This is a genomic window from Aeribacillus sp. SP014, from assembly GCF_054055575.1.
Genome location: NZ_JBSRXI010000001.1, coordinates 1100663 through 1116731, shown reverse-complemented (window position 1 = coordinate 1116731; position 16069 = coordinate 1100663). Strand labels below are relative to the sequence as shown.

The following is a 16069-nucleotide window of genomic DNA, read 5'->3' as shown; positions in this document are numbered from 1 at the left end:
TCAAAGCAAATGGCTAATTACCCATTTTGCTGCGGTATTTTTTACCATTCACCCAATTGCTGAATTTGAAATAGTTTATAGTAATGTCCACGCTTTTTCATTAGTTCTTCATGAGTTCCGGTTTCAACAATTTTCCCGTTTTCAATTAGTACAATTTTATCTGCATGAGTAATTGTAGACAGACGATGGGCAACAATTAAGGTCGTACGGTTTTTTGCCAGTTTATCAAGGGCTTCTTGGATAAATTGTTCACTTTCTAAATCCAAAGCAGACGTAGCCTCATCCAAAATGAAAATCGGCGGATTTTTTAAAAATACTCGGGCAATTGCAATTCGCTGTTTTTGACCGCCGGATAACTTCACGCCTCTTTCGCCCACTTTCGTATCATAGCCATCAGGCAAACTCATAATAAACTCGTGAGCGTTAGCTGCTTTGGCCGCTTTTATGACCTCTTCATCCGTTGCATTTGGTTTGCCAATTAAAATATTCGTTTTTATCGATTCACTGAATAAAAAAGGATCCTGCAAAACTATGCCGATCTGCTCCCTGACGCTTTGCACTTTATAATCTCTAACGTCAATGCCGTCCAACAAAATTTTTCCTTCCGTTACATCCCAAAACCTCGGAACAAGACTCACAAGGGTGGATTTTCCCCCTCCGCTCATCCCTACAAAAGCGACCGTCTCCCCTTTTTGAATCGTTAAATGAATATCCTTTAGTACAAATTCTTCGTTGTCATGATAGCGAAAGGATACTTTGTCAAAAATAATTTCCCCCGAAAGTTTGTCTGCTGCTATTGCATCCTGTTTATCAACAATATCGTAAGGTTCGTCAAGAAACTCAAATACTCTGTCCATTGAAGCGAAAGCCTGTGTTAAAGTAGTTGATGAATTAATCAAACGGCGAAGAGGATTGTACAACCGATCAATATAGGCTGTAAAGGCAACCATCGTCCCGATCGTTAAATTCCCTTGTATCACTTCATAAGCCCCGTAAAAAATGACGAAAAGAGGCGCTAGGTCAGTAACGGTGTTAACAACAGCAAACGTTTTGGCGTTCCATTTTGTATGATCAATCGCCCTTTCAAGAAAATTGCGATTTTCACGATCAAATTCTTTTTGTTCATGCTCTTCATTCGCAAAGCTTTGAATGACAGCCATTCCGCTGACCCTCTCATGCAAATGCCCCTGCACCTCTGCCAGCGCCTGCGACCTAACTCTTGTCAAATGACGAAGCCTGCCGTAAAAATATTTAACTGACAATCCGTATATAGGAAGCAACATAATCGATACAATGGTCAACGTGACATCCATCGTAAACATAATCCCAATGGCAAATATAATAGTAAAAAGGTCAAGCCATAGATTCATAAGGCCCGTAATAACAAACGTCTTTGTTTGTTCAACATCATTAATCACCCGCGAAATAATTTCTCCCGCACGATTGTTTGAATAATATCTTAAGCTCAGCCGCTGAAGATGAGTAAACAGTTGATCGCGAATATCATATAAAATTTTGCTTCCCGTCCATTGCGCAAAATATTGCCGATAATACTCGATCGGCGGCCGTATGACGAGGAATATAAATAACATGATGCCCATTAAAAAAAGAAGCATCTCTATCTTTACGTCATTTGATAATGATCCGTTTAAAATATTGTCGACGATATATTTCAATACGAGCGGAATTAACAAAGGAATGCCAAACTTTATAATCCCGATGAAAATCGTTAAAAAAATTTGTTTTTTATATGGTTTTACAAATTGAAAATAGCGTTTAATCGAACCCAACCATTTCTCTCCTTTCAGATCAATGCAAAGCGAAAAGTCTGTTGATACTCCAACAGACTTTTCCATCATAAATATGTTAAATATCTTTCATACCACTGATCGATAAATTCAGGGGAAAACGGACCTTTTCTACCGCGTATCCAATAAATTAATTTGTTCACATTATTCTTTAAGATACGGTCAATGACTTGCGGATATTTCATTGATTTCTTATGCCGTTCATATTCATCTTCATCTAACAGTGTATAGGTCATATCCGGGAACACTTTAATATCCAAATCATAATCAATATACTTTAATGCCTCATTATCCCAAACAAAAGGAGAACTGATGTTGCAATAATAATAAATGCCGTCACCACGAATCATTCCAATTACATTAAACCAATGACGTGCATGAAAATAACAAATCGCCGGCTCCCTTGTAATCCAAGTTCTGCCGTCAGCTTCGGTAACCGTTGTTCGATCGTTGCCGCCAATAATACAGTTTTGCGATCCTTTTAAAACGGTCGTTTCCTCCCAAACACGATGAATGCATCCATTATGTTTATAACTGTGTATTTGAATGATATCTCCTTCCTTTGGCAGCGCCATTTTGTTCCCTACTTTCTAATGAACAGTTCACTTCAAATCCGAAAAAATCATTTTTCTTTATTATAACGTTTGATATTCAAAAAGAAAATAAAAGAGCCATGCCGCTAAAATGGCTGACTCGAGTCATACATTTCGATTTGGTACATTTTAATAACTTCTTCCGTTTGCTTTTCAAACGTTTTTTGAATGTCTATCAACTCATTTTTCATTTTTTCAATTTCTTTTTGCACAGAACGCAATTTCTTATCATCATTTTGTCTCAAAAATTCCAATTCCATTTGTTGATAATGCTCTATTTTAGATTGAAGCGATACAAGCTTATCCATCGTTTCAAGCTGTTCGCCAACTAGCAGATCAAAGCGGTTATATGTATTCAAATGAATCCCTCCCTAATAAAATGTTTATGGATACATATTCTAACTATTTCACTTGATTCCTTTGACAAGTTATGTAGACAATTAAGAAGTTTTGTCGTATGAACGCTTAGGTCAAAATTATTATTGACTCTCCATTCATTCATTATGTACAATCTGACAAGATTGAATCATTACAAACTTTGATTTTTTAAGAGAGAAAGGAAGTTACTATATCGTGTGGGAAATCATCACAGCTGTCATTTTAGGCATTGTTGAAGGGTTAACGGAATTTGCCCCTGTTTCTTCTACTGGACATATGATTCTTGTTGATGACATTCTTCTAAAATCTAAAGAATTATATTCAGAGCCTGTCGCCAACTCTTTTAAAGTCGTCATTCAGCTTGGATCAATATTAGCAGCGGTGATCGTATTTAAAGATCGCTTTTTCGATTTATTACAGATTAAGAAAATGCAGCATCCAAACGGTCAAAGATTAACGCTTGGCCTTGTCATCACAGGACTTCTTCCTGCTGCCGTCTTAGGTTTTTTATTTGAAGACTATATTGATACGTACTTGTTTTCCGCTCATAGAGTATTAGTCGGCCTTGTGTTAGGGGCATTATTAATGATTGCAGCAGACCTATTTGGTCCAAGAAAACCGAAAGCAGAAACGGTTGATCAAATTACATACAAACAAGCGCTAACCATCGGCCTCATCCAATGCATTTCCCTTTGGCCTGGTTTTTCGCGTTCCGGTTCAACGATTTCCGGCGGGGTTTTAGCCGGTTTAAGCCATCGTGCAGCTTCCGATTTTACGTTTATTATGGCTGTGCCGATAATGGCGGGGGCGAGCGGTCTTTCTCTTATTAAAAATTGGGAGCATTTCACGATCGACGTCCTGCCGTTTTTTATCGCCGGATTCATCAGTGCGTTTATTTTCGCGCTTTTGGCCATAAGATTCTTTTTGCAGCTGATCAACCGCATTAAACTTACACCATTTGCTATTTATCGGATCATTTTGGCGATCATCATCTATGTTTTTTTCCTTTAATGAAAGAAAGCGGAGAGCTGAAACGTTCTCCGCTTTTTGCCTGGCTCTTTTAAAAGAAACATTCAAAATTAATAGTTAAGAATTTTGTTGTTTATTTTGTTCAGATTGTTGATTTTGTTGTCTTACTTGTTGTGCATCTGTTTCAGCAGCAAATTCTGTTCCAAATCCTTGAGCTGATTGTTGGTTTTGCTTTCTCACTTGTTGAGCATTTGTTTTGTTTTGCTGTTGTTTTGCCATCATTTTTCACCTCCACGTCATATATCATGTCCAGGAGGGAAAAAACTTATCCAAAAAAATTTGCAGTTACAGCAATAAGGAAATGCCTCCATCTACGATCAAAGTTTGCCCTCTTATCATGAAAGCTTTTTCAGAGAGCAAAAATTCAACTGCATTTACGATATCCTCTTTTTCAATCATTCTTCCAGCAGGAGTCTTTTCTTTTGCTTCGTTTAAAATTTCCTCCCTGTTCGGAAAATGTGTCAATGCATCCGTATCGACAGCTGCGCCGGAAACCGCATTTACTACAATATTTTTCGGTGCTAATTCAACTGCTAAATATCTAGTTAAAGCTTCAAGAGCTGCTTTAGAAACCCCTACTGTCGTGTAATTTTTTAAATAGCGAATAGACCCTAAAGAGCTGATGCTCACGATGTGTCCGCCGCCGTGTTTTTCCATCAATTTTGCTGCTTCCTGCGCACAAAAAAGAAGTGCTTTTGCATTAATATCCATCGTCCAATCCCAATGGGATTCTTCAATTTCCATTAGAGGGCGTAAAACTCCAGATGCTGCATTGTTTACTAAAATATCAAGCCGTCCAAACGTTTTGTCAATTTCTGCAAACATTTCCTTTATTTTTTCAGGTTTTCCGACGTTTGCCTTCACCACAAGCGTTTTCACACCAAGACGTTCAATTTCTTCCGCGGTTTCGATCGCCTTCGATTTGCTGCGAGCATAATTAATGACGATGTGATACCCTTTTTCAGCAAGCCTCAAGGCAATAGCTTTGCCGATTCCTCTTGAAGATCCTGTGACAAGCGCTACTTTTTCATTCATATTTTACATCTCCTTATGTATTGAATAGTTATTTCTATCGTAACAAAGAATAGATATAGAAAAACATATAAAAAGGAGTTTTTGTAAATTGCCTATACGTGATATGACAGAGCTCTCCATGATCTCGAAGCAAGCTTGGAGCAGTGAAGAGCTTCAGTATTATCACCGCGCCTTTCAACAAATTATGCCTTACCTGAATATAGAAGGTCATACTATTCACCGTGAAATTATAGAAGAAATTGAAGCGCGCGGCGGTATTAACAAAGACTGATTAAACCAATTTTTAGAGGCATAATGGATGCAATCGGTACATGCCGATTGCATTTTCATTCACTTCCCAATGGAATTACGGCTCCACTTGTATGCCAGCTTTTTCCTTATAAAGAGCAAATATTTTTTGATGAGGTACAGGAAAAGCATATCGATCAATATCCTTGATGAAAACTTTTTCAAGCTCTTTCATTGATTCATCGCTACAAACTTTGCCGAAATAAACATTAATATTCCATGTCAAATGGGAAAAAACATGCTGAATCGTTCCTTTTAGCTCGCTTAATTCCGCTTCAACACCGTATTCTTCCCGCAAAAAATTTTCTAGATATATCCTTTTAGGAATTCTGTTTGTGCGAACTTCGCAATTTGGAAATTCCCACAAATTCGCAAGCAGTCCTGTGTCAGGTCTTTTATGAATATATAAATCGTTGTTTTGCACTAAAACCGCGCAAGCAATCGAAACTTGCTTTGTTGATTTGCTTCGTGTTTTTACTGGCAGCTTTTCCTGTAATCCTTCTGAAAAGGCAAGACAATGCTCCTGTACAGGACAAAGCAAACAGGACGGAGAAGTCGGCGTACAAACCATTGCTCCCAATTCCATTAATGCTTGATTAAAATCGGAAGGACGTTCTTTTGAAATAAGATTTGCAGCCGCTTCTTCAAATATTCTTCTTGTTTTTGGCTTTGCTATATCTTCTTCAATCAGTAAAATTCTTGACAGCACTCTCATCACATTGCCGTCAACAGCAGGCTCAGGCTTGTTATAAGCAATGCTTAATATTGCTCCTTTCGTATAAGGCCCAATTCCTTTTAATTTTCCAAGCTGCTTCGGGTCATCCGGAAGTTTTCCTCCGTATTTTGCTGCTACCTCTTTCACTGCACTGTGCAAATTTCGGGCGCGCGAATAATAGCCTAGGCCTTCCCATGCCTTTAAAACCTCTTCTTCATCCGCATTTGCCAGCGCCTCAACATTCGGGAATTTTTTAATAAAATTGTTAAAGTACGGTATAACCGTTTCCACCCGTGTTTGCTGAAGCATTATTTCAGATACCCATACTTTGTATGGATCTTGGTCCTTTCTCCAAGGCAAATCTCTTTTTTCCCGTATATACCAGCCGATCAGGTCCTCCTGAAATGTTTTAATATCGAAATTCTCAATTTTTTGCAGTGATTGACCCATTTTTCAATATTTCCTCCATTATGCACTTCAAAATATGTTACACTAAAAAGAACTTATGAATTTATCGTACATTATTTTTTTTTTGCATGAAAGAAAAAATGAATTTATGTTTTTTGCGTTCAATGGAAAAAATTCAAATATCATCATAACGATTGTTTTTTCAGCTAAGGAGGATGGCTTTGGATACAGGTACACATTTCGTCATGGGAATCGCATTGGGAGGTTTAGCAACTTTGGATCCGGCTGTCGGCGGTTCCTTTCTGACAAGCGAGGCAGTTCTTGTTGGCACGATTATCGGTTCACAAGCACCAGATCTTGATACGGTTCTTAAATTTAAAAATAATGCAGCTTATTTAAAAAATCATCGCGGAATAACTCATTCAATTCCCGCAGTTTTATTATGGTCGCTGTTAATCACTGGAGCAATTCATTTTCTAATGCCAAGCAGCAGCCTCATCCATGTATGGATTTGGACGTTATTAGCTGTTGTTCTTCATGTTGTTGTCGACATTTTCAACGGCTACGGCACTCAAGCTCTCAGACCTTTTTCTGAAAAGTGGATTGCGCTGGGCACAATTAATACGTTTGATTCGTTTATCTTCATCGCTCATATTGTCGGCATTGGCATTTGGCTTTCCGGCGCCCATGGGGGCTATACCTTTTTAATTATTTATTGCATAATCGCTTTATATTATGTCGTTAGACTTCTAATGCAAAGATCGATTAAGAAAAAAATCTTAAACAGATGGAAAAATGTTGAAAACGTCATATTTAACCCAACAATGAAATTCCGCAAGTGGCAGCTCGTCATTGTGACAAAAGAACATTATTACGTTGCATATTCAAATTTTACCGAAATTCAAATCGTCGACCAATTTGAGCGCAAAGAGCTGCCGAATCACCCTGCAATGGAAGCCGCAAAAAAAGACCGGAATATTTCAGCATTTTTGCATTTTTCCCCTGTTTTCCATTGGCAAATAAAAGAGCAGCTTGATTATACCGAAATCCGTTTGATTGACTTGCGTTATTTCAGCAAAGGTCATTATCCCTTTGTAGCAGTTGCACAGCTCGATAAAGACCTCAACATTGTTCGTTCGTACACAGGTTGGATTTTCAGTAAAAAAAGAATGAAGAAAAAACTTAAACCGCTAATTGATTGATTATGACATTTCCTTAATTTTCTTTTATATTGGCTTCTAATAAGCAAATACTATTTATGCGCGTCCAATAGCGCAAATTTTTTTCTCCTTGGAGGATCTGCGATGCGCAATAAAGCAAAAGGATTTCCGAAGCATGAAAAATTTGACGGTGAGCCACGTGCTAAAGCGGAATTCGCGTCACGTCGTGCGAACGGAACCATTAACACACACCCTCAAGAGAGGATGAAAGCTTCAGGAGAACGGGATAAAAATTTTTCATAACCATTGACCTTTCAAGAGGTGTTTACTAATGGACACTAACCGATCATCCTTATCAAAAAAGCAGAAAAACGAATTTTTAGGAGCTTGGGGAAAACCGAAACATTCATTCCGTCAAGTAAACGGGGAAACCCAGCAAACCCAAAGCTTAATCATTTTGGAAAACGAAATGCGAAAACGTTCATAAATAAATAATACGAGATCATGCCATTATTTGGCATGATCTTGTTTATACAGACCTTTTTTAATTTTTAAAAATAATCGCCTAGATTCAAAACTCAACTATGATTTCCTCGATTAAATTTAATAAAGAAAATATTTAGCTTCAACATTGCTTGAGTAAACAAATTTCCATTATTCGCCTTATTAAATATATGGTTTTTTTTGATACTATTTGTTAACAAAAGATTTCAAGCTAAAAACGAAATCCGTATCCTTTCAAGGTCAATTGAGAGAGTATTCAGTTTGATAACCATAATGTAAAGTTAGGCGCGATGAAGCATAGCCACGAACAGGAAGAAAAAAACGATTGAAAGAAATCAGCGGCCACTCTTTTCCCCAACTTCCTTCATTTTTCGTTCTCAACTTATTTCTCATTTATATTACTTTTTTTAATCAACATCGATATCGGCAGTGCTTCCTCCTTTAAAGGAGATGATAATCGATACCCCCAAGCGAAAACTCCTTTTAAATATTCAACTTTGAAATATTCACCAGGAGCTCCATCGATTTCATACGTCTCACCTGGCGGAAAATCGTCAGGATTCAACATATATGCTTTTGCCATAGCAATTTTCCTTTCCAGGACAGCATATTCGTTGATCATTCCGTGCTGTTCCGCTTTGCGCGCTTTTTCTTTTAATCGGGCAATTTCATTTTTTAGCTCGTATTCCGTCATTTCACTGTACCGTTTTTCCATTCCTATTCCTCGCTTTTCTCTAAGTGTTTTTGCAAATATTGCTGAATAAGTTCTTGCGAAAAACCTTTTCGATATAAAAATTGCGCAAGCTTTTGACGATATGTGTACATATCTAGATGGGAATACTTTTTTTTCCCTTTTTCGCCTTGTATTAATAATGCTTCCCATTCTTGGTCATGACGTTCATGTAAAGGCAGCATCTCTAAAACAGCTTGAATCACTTCGGATGAAAAACCTTTCCTAAACATTGCCTGCTCTATTTTTTGCTTTAGCTGCGACATAGATATGTTCGCTTTTTTTCCCAATTGCTTTTCAGCTAATTTATACGCTGCTTCTATTTGTCTTTCTTTCGTGAAAAGATCAAGAGCTGCTTCTATCAAATCGCTCTCAATCCCTTTTTGTCCCAGTTCTGCTTTTATTATGCCGGGCCCTTTCAAAGTGGTTTTCATTTGCGTTCTTACAAAGGCTTCCGCAAACTCCTTGTCATTTACATAATTTTTTAATTGAAGCTCAACCATTACACGTTCAATAACACTCTCATCTATACCTTGACTTACAAGATAGTCACGGACCTCTTTTTCCGATCTCATCCGATAGCCAAGAAAAGTTAAAGCTTTGTTGAATGCTGCTTTTATTTGATCCTCGTGCAAAATCGCATCTATATCCAGCTCATCAAGCTCCATCCCTTTTCTTAGCCCGTGCTTAATTAAAACATCTTCCCCGACGCTAAAAGCAAATATTTCACCGTTTCCTCTATCGACGTAAATATTAAAACGATTTTTCTTTTTAGGTTGAACTTCTATTTTTACAATAAACATGTACAGACACCTCATATTTATAGTACCATAGAAAAAATAAATAAATGGAAGTTTTAAGCATGAAAGTGTATGAATACTGTAACAATAGATTTTTCAGCTTGTAAGGAACATTTTGCTGACTTTTCTAGCCGTTGATGCTATAAAACTATGAAGCAAAATTCAACCGTTCTTATTATGATTTCTAAATATTTTGCTGGCATCAGGCAAATCTGCTTCAGTCAGGAAATGCGGTCCTCTCTGTTATTGCATCAAAGCAAAGGAAAAAATATTGTCAAAGAAAATATTGTAATTTTGCCCTATTCACTGCTTATAGAAACTCTTAAAGTAGTAAGAAAAAAGTAAAATTTTCTTAATAATCTTTTTACAAAATTTTTGTTTTCTTTTCCATAGAAATCAAGTATGATACTAGAAGAAATGCTGACAATTAAATTTACTTGTTTTTAAGGGAAGGCAAATGGTGCGCCACCGGTCTTTGACCGGTTCTAGTGGGTTCGATTCCCACCCCGAAATTTTTACTTGATAAATAAAAATTTCGAGGGTGGGATCCGTTAGATTTCGTGGTAACCGCCCTCGTTGATAGAGGAGGATGAGCATGTTAAAAAAACGTGATCTAGCGGATTGTCAAGAGTTGTTCGAACTTATGGTTCATCCAGAGGTCTTCCCTTATGTTCGTCATAAAGCAACGTCGATTGAAGAATACATGTTTATAACAAAACAGTTGATTGAAGCAGAGGAACGAGGGGAATTAATTTCCCGCACCATTTTGGATGAATGGGGCTCTCCTATTGGAACAATCAGCTTGTATGATATTTTTGACCAAACGGGATTTCTCGGAACTTGGCTCGGCAAGCCGTACCATGGTAAAGGATATAATCAGCTTGCTAAGGACGCTTTTTTTCAAGAGATTTTTTATGAATTTGGAATTCAAACGATCTTTATGAAAATACGGAAAGACAATGAACGTTCCATGAAAGCCGCGCAGAAGCTTCCATATGTCTCCCTTGCCGATGAATCTCGTCAGCTTCCCCATATTGAAAACAAAAACTTATACAACATCTTTGAAATTTCAAAGGATATGTACACACTGTATACAAAACGAAACGGTTTCATGACAGACGAAGAAAGCAGATTGAAGGAAGCATAAAAAATTGGAAGAAGACATCCGAACGAATCAAGATGTCTGCTTCCATTTTTTTTCATTTCTTATTCTCTAATCTGTCCGCTTCCTTTAATAATATATTTTGTAGAAGTCAGTGCAGGGAGTCCCATCGGTCCTCTGGCATGGAGCTTTTGCGTGCTGATCCCGATTTCTGCGCCAAACCCAAATTCAAATCCGTCTGTAAAGCGCGTCGATGCGTTGTGGTAAAGAGCTGCGGAATCAACTAATTTGAAAAACTTTTCTACATTTGCGGCATTTTCTGTGATAATTGCCTCAGAATGGTTTGTTCCGTAACGATTAATATGCTCGATTGCTTCATCTACATTCGAAACAAGTTTCACTGCCATTGTATAATCTAAATATTCCGTTTCCCAATCTTCTTCTGTCGCTAATTTCAAATGCGGGAATTCATTGTACAATGCTTGATCGACTCGCAACTCCACATTTTTCTCCTCGAGCTTTTCAATGAGCTCGCGAATATACTCCTTATTCCAATTTTCATGGATGAGAAGAGTTTCGGCTGCATTGCAGACGGAAGGTCTTTGTGTTTTTGCGTTTACAGTTATATCAATCGCCATCTTTTTGTCTGCTGATTCATCAATAAACACATGACAATTGCCTGCGCCCGTTTCTAACACAGGGACAGATGAATTTTCAACAACTGTTTTAATCAGATTTTTCCCTCCGCGAGGAATTAGCACATCTAAATAATCATTTAATTTGAACATTTCCGCTGCCGTTTCCCTGCTGGTATCTTCCAGAAGCTGTACACTGTCGGCAGGAAAATTCGCTTTTTCTAACGCCTCTCGTATCACCTTTACGATCGCCATATTTGAATGCAATGCGGATGAGCTGCCGCGAAGAAGAACAGCATTCCCTGTTTTTAAGCAAAGGCTTGAGGCATCAATTGTCACATTTGGTCTGGCTTCGTAAATCATCCCAACAACTCCGAGCGGCACCCGAACTTTTTCGATTTGTAAACCGTTCGGACGAGTCCAGCTTTCCAGCACTTCCCCAACTGGATCTTGCAAATAAATCAATTGTCTTAACGATTCAATCATTCCGTTAATTCGTTCTTCGTTTAAAAGAAGACGGTCAATTAGAGCGTCGGATAAACCATTCGCTTTCCCGTTTTCAATGTCTTTTTCATTTTCTTTTAAAATATAAGGCGTTTCTTTTTGCAATTGTTCAGCGATGATTGATAATGCGTTGTTTTTTTCTTCAGTAGTCTTTGCAACCAGCTTGGCAGCAGCTTCTTTTGCCAGCTTCCCTTTTGTCAACACTTCACTCATATCATCATCTCCTTACTCGTTATCGCTACAAATTGATCACGGTGAACCACTTCAGGATGTATGCGCTTTGTCATTTCCATCGCTTTTTGACTCGGCATGCCCATAATTTCTTTTAATTCTTCAGATGAATAATTGACTATGCCTTTTCCGATCAGCTTTTGTTCCTTGTTTAAAATTTGCACCACGTCTCCGGATTGAAAGTTGCCGCTGACACGCTTAACGCCAGCAGGAAGGAGCGATTTCCCTTCCTTCAAAATAGCCGCTACTGCTCCATCATCGACTTCCACATCACCAGATATGATCGAATGAAGAGCAATCCATGCTTTTGAATTACGAACAGCACTTAAATCGTTTTTGCCAATATATGTTCCGTCACCGTTCCCATTTAAAATTTCGATTAATTTCTCTTTTCCTTTACCTTTCCCGATAAATACGGATACACCGAGGGCAAGTGCCGTTTTTGCCGCCATGAGCTTTGATTTCATGCCACCTGTTCCAACTTTCGAACCGGATGTTGCCTCTGTTTGTTCAATTAATTCATCTGTTACTTCCGGCAAAAAATCAAATCGTTTCGCATTCGGATTTTTGGTAGGATCTTCTTCATATAAACCGTTAATATCCGTCAAAATAATAAGAAAATCGGCATGTAATAATCCGCTCACAAGAGCTGACAGCATATCGTTGTCTCCAAACGTCAATTCCTCAATCGAAACCGAATCATTTTCATTGATGATCGGGAGCACTTGCCGCTTTAGAAGCTCCGATAAGGTGGCGTATGCGTTTTGATATTGCTCTTTATGCTGAAAATTGCTCCTTGTCATCAAAAGCTGGGCACATACAATGCCGTATTTTTTAAATGCTTCTGTATAAGCCTGGATAAGCAGCCCTTGGCCCACTGCCGCAGCCGCCTGTTTTCCTCTAATTGTCACAGGCCTGGAAGGATATCCAAGATCTCCATACCCTGCTGATACCGCTCCTGACGAAATTAAAATTACTTCATACCCTGCTTCCTTCAATTTAGCAATCGCTTCAACATGCTCGTGCAGCTTTTCTTTGCTGAGTCCCCCGTTGTCATCTGTTAAAGAACTGCTTCCTATTTTTACGACCACTCGCTTTTTCCTCACTAAAAAACACCTCTTCATTGCTTGACAGTCATAAAAAAGACTCATATCATCCTTTCGAAAAAGGACGAATATGAGTCTATATCCGCGGTACCACCTTTTTTAGCACTAGTTTAGTGCTCCCTTTAGCCTGTAACGAAGGATACGGTCAGGTTATGAGCCTGACAGCTCCAGGGGTAGGTTCAATAGCTTATCAGCGATGAAACCTTTCAGCCATAGGGTTTCACTCTCTTTTTCGCCTAAAGTCTATTTACTGGCCCCTTTCAACGCCGAAAATATACTTTTTTTAAAATTATGTTTCAAAAATTTTTAAAAGTCAAGATGATTGCTGCATTTAAACATTTGCTTGTTGATTGAATTTTTTGTTTGTAAATTTATCTCTCAAATACGGCAGGATAAACCGGTCAGCTCCCCAATAATACGCAGCTGCGCCTACTGCCATTAAAATGATTGCTTCAGTGTACATAATCGGATTCGTGCTTGTTGTTCCAGCTAACATAAAATTCAAGTTCATAAACGCACCAGCAATTAATGCAGGAGTTGTAAACAATCCCAAAATCAGTCCGATGCCAACTAACACTTCTCCAATTGGAATAATAAAATTAAAAAGTTCTACATTCGGAAGAGCAAAGTTTTCAAGGAACGCTGCATACCATCCTTGAACGGCCGGATGTTCTCCGGTTGCTTTAGCAATCGCCCCTTTTAAAAATCCTGTCGCATCAAATCCACCCAGCTTTTCGACTCCCGCGACAAACCATTGATAACCGAGCCAAATTCTAAGAGCCGCCCAGACAACCGCCATTTTTGGACCTTTCAGCCATTCCATCTTCAACCATCTCCTTTGTTTGTTTTTTCACTTTTATTTTTCGAAGAAGTTTGTGAAATATTTCACTAAATTCTTCAATTTCAATATATAATTTTCTGAATTTAACTTCAATATATTTGTGAAATATTTCACAAATTGTTAACAATTACTATAGTTATCCACATTCATAGTAGGATTTTATGGAAAAAATCCAGCTTCTTAAGCTCCAACAGTTACATAATATCCACAAAAACAGTATGGATAATGTGTATAAGTTGTGAATTGTCTGAAATATCTGTGGATAAAATAAAAAAGCACTCACCTTCTCTGGACGATGAATGCTTATACACAAGAACGATCCCTCGAATTTACATGCAAATTAGAGCTGTTGCAAAAGAAACCGTCATTTTACAGAAGTGTGCATATTTGCCGATAACAAAAATTTTAGACATAACTAAATCTATTAAAACGTGGAATTTCTTTTCATAAAAAAACAGGCGCCGTTTCAACAGCCGCCTGCTAAGCACTATGCTGCAATTTATTTTCTTTCTCTGCACGCTTATTTTTCTCATAACCGATCGCTAACACAATCAATGTCATAATTCCGATAAGTAAATATTCGATCCACAAGTTTTGGATGTGAAACCATTGTTCAATATGTTTATCCTTAAAGATCATCTCACCGGCGGTCCAAGCTAAAATTCCAGATCCAACATATACAATCCATTGAAATTTGTTCATTAATTTTACGATCGCTTTTGATCCAAAAATCATAATTGGAATACTGATCAAAACTCCAACCGCAATCATGCCGATATGGCCGTGTGCCGCACCTGCTACTGCAACCACATTATCCAAACTCATGACGGCATCTGCAAGAATGATCGTTTGAATAGCTTTAAGCAGACTGCTTTGAGATTGGACATGCGCAGCTTCTCCGTCATCTACCAAAACTTTATAAGCAATCCAAAGCAGCAAAAATCCGCCGACAATGTTGACAAATGGGATTTTCAACAGGACAACAATAACGGATGCAAACAAAATCCGTAATGCGACCGCACCTCCAGTCCCCCAGAATATAGCTCTGTTTTGCTGTTCTTTCGGCAGATTTCTCGTTGCCATTGCAATTACAACTGCATTATCGCCGGATAAAATAATATCGATTGCAATAATTTTTAATAAGGCAATGATGGCGTCAGATGAAATAGATATACCAACTGAAAATAAATCCAATTGTTATTCGCTCCTCTATTAAAAAATGTATACGTATAGATTCTATCCCTACCTTCCTTTGAAAGCAAATCCAATATTTTACCTATTTAAAAATTAAAATGAGTCATCTCCTTGTCAGCTGCTGGATAAATGTTCGAATGGCAGTGGAAGAAAGAAGACCTTTTCGATAAATAATTGCAACCTCTTTACGCGGAAGTTCGTCTGCAATTTTCAAAAGCTTGACAGAAAACTCCGGGCTGTTTTCAACATAAAGCTTTGGCAGGATCGTAATTCCGTTATGTAAAAGCGTCATCTTTAACAACGAATACGTATCCGACAATTCCACAATTGGGTTTAACTTAATGCCTTCTTTATTACAAAATGAATCGATCGTCTGTCTAAGAACATATTGCTCGGGCAATAAAAAGATCGGGTACGATTGAAGCTCTTCCAAATATATTAAATTTTTTTCAGCTAAAGGATGATCAAGGGATACAATGGCAAAAAACTCTAATGAAAACCATTTAATAACCTCTACTTGCGGATGATGAACTGGTAAATAGACAATCCCTATATCGAGCTCAGACTTGACTATTTTTTCTAACGTTTCTTCCGTTTTTAGATCGTAAACAGAGAGTTTTATATTTGGAAACTGTGAGTGAAACGTAAGCAAGGAAGAATAAAGAAGATGATTGCCAACACATCCGATTTTTAAATGGCCGCGATTCAATCCTTTTAATTCATGTATTTTAATTTTTGCTTGATCAATTTCAGAAAAAATTTTTTTCACATGTTCAAGTAAAATCTCTCCGCTTTCCGTTAATTCAATTTTTTTCCCCATTCTTCGAAAAAGAACTGTATCAAGACTGTTTTCAAGAAGGCGAATTTGCTGGCTTAATGTTGGTTGCGTAATCCCCAGCTTTTCTGCAGCTTTCGTAAAATGCAGCTCTTGACTCAATATTGCAAAATATTGCAAAAGACGGAACTCCATTTTATAGCTCCTTTCTATAGATATTTTCTATTATTATG

The 16069-nt window shown here is 37.8% G+C and carries 18 protein-coding genes, 1 pseudogene and 1 other annotated feature; of the genes and pseudogenes, 6 read left to right on the top strand and 13 right to left on the bottom strand.

The features are described from left to right. Window positions 1-41: 41 nt before the first annotated feature. The 3 genes from ACVIJU_RS05520 to ACVIJU_RS05510 form a co-directional block, all read right to left on the bottom strand. On the bottom strand, window positions 42-1790 hold the full coding sequence (locus ACVIJU_RS05520) for an ABC transporter ATP-binding protein (protein WP_066247284.1): 1749 nt from the start codon (window positions 1788-1790) through the stop codon (window positions 42-44). Window positions 1791-1855: 65 nt separating this feature from the next. After that, complete coding sequence (gene ntdP / locus ACVIJU_RS05515; RefSeq protein ID WP_063386259.1) at window positions 1856-2383, bottom strand: nucleoside tri-diphosphate phosphatase; 528 nt, start codon at window positions 2381-2383, stop codon at window positions 1856-1858. A 104-nt stretch (window positions 2384-2487) separates the two neighbouring features. Next, window positions 2488-2760 (bottom strand): YgaB family protein, encoded by a 273-nt coding sequence (locus tag ACVIJU_RS05510; RefSeq protein WP_232515610.1) that lies wholly within the window; start codon window positions 2758-2760, stop codon window positions 2488-2490. A gap of 214 nt (window positions 2761-2974) precedes the next feature. Between ACVIJU_RS05510 and ACVIJU_RS05505 the strand changes: the two genes are divergently transcribed. Further along, entirely contained in the window at window positions 2975-3790 is an 816-nt protein-coding gene (locus ACVIJU_RS05505) for an undecaprenyl-diphosphate phosphatase (RefSeq protein WP_063386260.1), read from the top strand. Between the two features lie 75 nt (window positions 3791-3865). On the opposite strand, the pseudogene ACVIJU_RS05500 reads toward ACVIJU_RS05505, so the two are convergent. Then, window positions 3866-4009 (bottom strand): annotated as a pseudogene (locus tag ACVIJU_RS05500) (gamma-type small acid-soluble spore protein); the annotation flags it as partial. A gap of 84 nt (window positions 4010-4093) precedes the next feature. Then, window positions 4094-4843, bottom strand: coding sequence for an enoyl-[acyl-carrier-protein] reductase FabL (fabL, locus tag ACVIJU_RS05495; protein ID WP_063386261.1), 750 nt, complete (start codon window positions 4841-4843; stop codon window positions 4094-4096). Between the two features lie 103 nt (window positions 4844-4946). Between fabL and ACVIJU_RS05490 the strand changes: the two genes are divergently transcribed. Continuing rightward, entirely contained in the window at window positions 4947-5114 is a 168-nt protein-coding gene (locus tag ACVIJU_RS05490) for a cytosolic protein (protein WP_339195822.1), read from the top strand. Between the two features lie 75 nt (window positions 5115-5189). Here ACVIJU_RS05490 and mutY read toward each other — a convergent pair whose 3' ends face one another. After that, the gene (mutY, locus tag ACVIJU_RS05485) at window positions 5190-6296 is read right to left on the bottom strand and encodes an A/G-specific adenine glycosylase (RefSeq protein WP_063386263.1); all 1107 of its coding nucleotides are present in this window, start codon (window positions 6294-6296) and stop codon (window positions 5190-5192) included. Window positions 6297-6475: 179 nt separating this feature from the next. On the opposite strand from mutY, the gene ACVIJU_RS05480 reads away from it, so the two are divergent. From ACVIJU_RS05480 to ACVIJU_RS05470, 3 genes are all read left to right on the top strand, one after another. Beyond that, entirely contained in the window at window positions 6476-7456 is a 981-nt protein-coding gene (locus tag ACVIJU_RS05480) for a metal-dependent hydrolase (protein ID WP_327848068.1), read from the top strand. A gap of 102 nt (window positions 7457-7558) precedes the next feature. After that, entirely contained in the window at window positions 7559-7717 is a 159-nt protein-coding gene (locus ACVIJU_RS05475) for a small, acid-soluble spore protein K (protein ID WP_063386264.1), read from the top strand. A 28-nt stretch (window positions 7718-7745) separates the two neighbouring features. Next, window positions 7746-7901, top strand: a complete 156-nt coding sequence (locus tag ACVIJU_RS05470) for a YpzG family protein (RefSeq protein WP_082829369.1) — start codon at window positions 7746-7748, stop codon at window positions 7899-7901. Window positions 7902-8300: 399 nt separating this feature from the next. On the opposite strand, the gene ACVIJU_RS05465 is transcribed toward ACVIJU_RS05470, so the two are convergent. Both ACVIJU_RS05465 and recX read right to left on the bottom strand, forming a co-directional pair. Next, complete coding sequence (locus ACVIJU_RS05465) at window positions 8301-8633, bottom strand: YfhH family protein (RefSeq protein WP_063386265.1); 333 nt, start codon at window positions 8631-8633, stop codon at window positions 8301-8303. Between the two features lie 2 nt (window positions 8634-8635). Further along, window positions 8636-9451, bottom strand: a complete 816-nt coding sequence (recX, locus tag ACVIJU_RS05460) for a recombination regulator RecX (protein ID WP_063386266.1) — start codon at window positions 9449-9451, stop codon at window positions 8636-8638. A 592-nt stretch (window positions 9452-10043) separates the two neighbouring features. On the opposite strand from recX, the gene ACVIJU_RS05455 reads away from it, so the two are divergent. Beyond that, window positions 10044-10595, top strand: a complete 552-nt coding sequence (locus tag ACVIJU_RS05455; RefSeq protein WP_063386267.1) for a GNAT family N-acetyltransferase — start codon at window positions 10044-10046, stop codon at window positions 10593-10595. A 59-nt stretch (window positions 10596-10654) separates the two neighbouring features. Here the strand turns inward: ACVIJU_RS05455 and ACVIJU_RS05450 are convergent, their stop codons facing one another. From ACVIJU_RS05450 to ACVIJU_RS05430, 5 genes are all read right to left on the bottom strand, one after another. After that, entirely contained in the window at window positions 10655-11902 is a 1248-nt protein-coding gene (locus ACVIJU_RS05450; protein ID WP_063386268.1) for a glutamate-5-semialdehyde dehydrogenase, read from the bottom strand. Further along, on the bottom strand, window positions 11899-13026 hold the full coding sequence (proB, locus tag ACVIJU_RS05445; protein ID WP_066247304.1) for a glutamate 5-kinase: 1128 nt from the start codon (window positions 13024-13026) through the stop codon (window positions 11899-11901). Before proB ends, ACVIJU_RS05450 begins: the two co-directional genes overlap by 4 nt. A 57-nt stretch (window positions 13027-13083) precedes the next feature. Beyond that, window positions 13084-13299: a binding site (T-box leader), on the bottom strand. Between the two features lie 58 nt (window positions 13300-13357). After that, entirely contained in the window at window positions 13358-13849 is a 492-nt protein-coding gene (locus tag ACVIJU_RS05440) for a DoxX family protein (protein WP_066247308.1), read from the bottom strand. 498 nt (window positions 13850-14347) lie between these two features. Beyond that, a complete protein-coding gene (locus ACVIJU_RS05435; protein WP_063386365.1) occupies window positions 14348-15040 on the bottom strand; it encodes a TerC family protein in 693 nt (230 codons plus the stop codon). Window positions 15041-15164: 124 nt separating this feature from the next. Continuing rightward, entirely contained in the window at window positions 15165-16031 is an 867-nt protein-coding gene (locus tag ACVIJU_RS05430) for a LysR family transcriptional regulator (RefSeq protein WP_063386271.1), read from the bottom strand. Window positions 16032-16069: the final 38 nt, after the last annotated feature.

Bases quoted from the DNA above. Each gene is read 5' to 3' on its own strand.
- ACVIJU_RS05475 (WP_063386264.1), top strand. From the start codon at position 7,559: ATGCGCAATAAAGCAAAAGGATTTCCGAAGCATGAAAAATTTGACGGT.
- ACVIJU_RS05465 (WP_063386265.1), bottom strand. From the start codon at position 8,633: ATGGAAAAACGGTACAGTGAAATGACGGAATACGAGCTAAAAAATGAA.
- ACVIJU_RS05470 (WP_082829369.1), top strand. From the start codon at position 7,746: ATGGACACTAACCGATCATCCTTATCAAAAAAGCAGAAAAACGAATTT.
- ACVIJU_RS05490 (WP_339195822.1), top strand. From the start codon at position 4,947: ATGACAGAGCTCTCCATGATCTCGAAGCAAGCTTGGAGCAGTGAAGAG.
- ntdP (WP_063386259.1), bottom strand. From the start codon at position 2,383: ATGGCGCTGCCAAAGGAAGGAGATATCATTCAAATACACAGTTATAAA.
- fabL (WP_063386261.1), bottom strand. From the start codon at position 4,843: ATGAATGAAAAAGTAGCGCTTGTCACAGGATCTTCAAGAGGAATCGGC.
- recX (WP_063386266.1), bottom strand. From the start codon at position 9,451: ATGTTTATTGTAAAAATAGAAGTTCAACCTAAAAAGAAAAATCGTTTT.
- ACVIJU_RS05440 (WP_066247308.1), bottom strand. From the start codon at position 13,849: ATGGAATGGCTGAAAGGTCCAAAAATGGCGGTTGTCTGGGCGGCTCTT.
- ACVIJU_RS05430 (WP_063386271.1), bottom strand. From the start codon at position 16,031: ATGGAGTTCCGTCTTTTGCAATATTTTGCAATATTGAGTCAAGAGCTG.
- ACVIJU_RS05455 (WP_063386267.1), top strand. From the start codon at position 10,044: ATGTTAAAAAAACGTGATCTAGCGGATTGTCAAGAGTTGTTCGAACTT.
- ACVIJU_RS05450 (WP_063386268.1), bottom strand. From the start codon at position 11,902: ATGAGTGAAGTGTTGACAAAAGGGAAGCTGGCAAAAGAAGCTGCTGCC.
- mutY (WP_063386263.1), bottom strand. From the start codon at position 6,296: ATGGGTCAATCACTGCAAAAAATTGAGAATTTCGATATTAAAACATTT.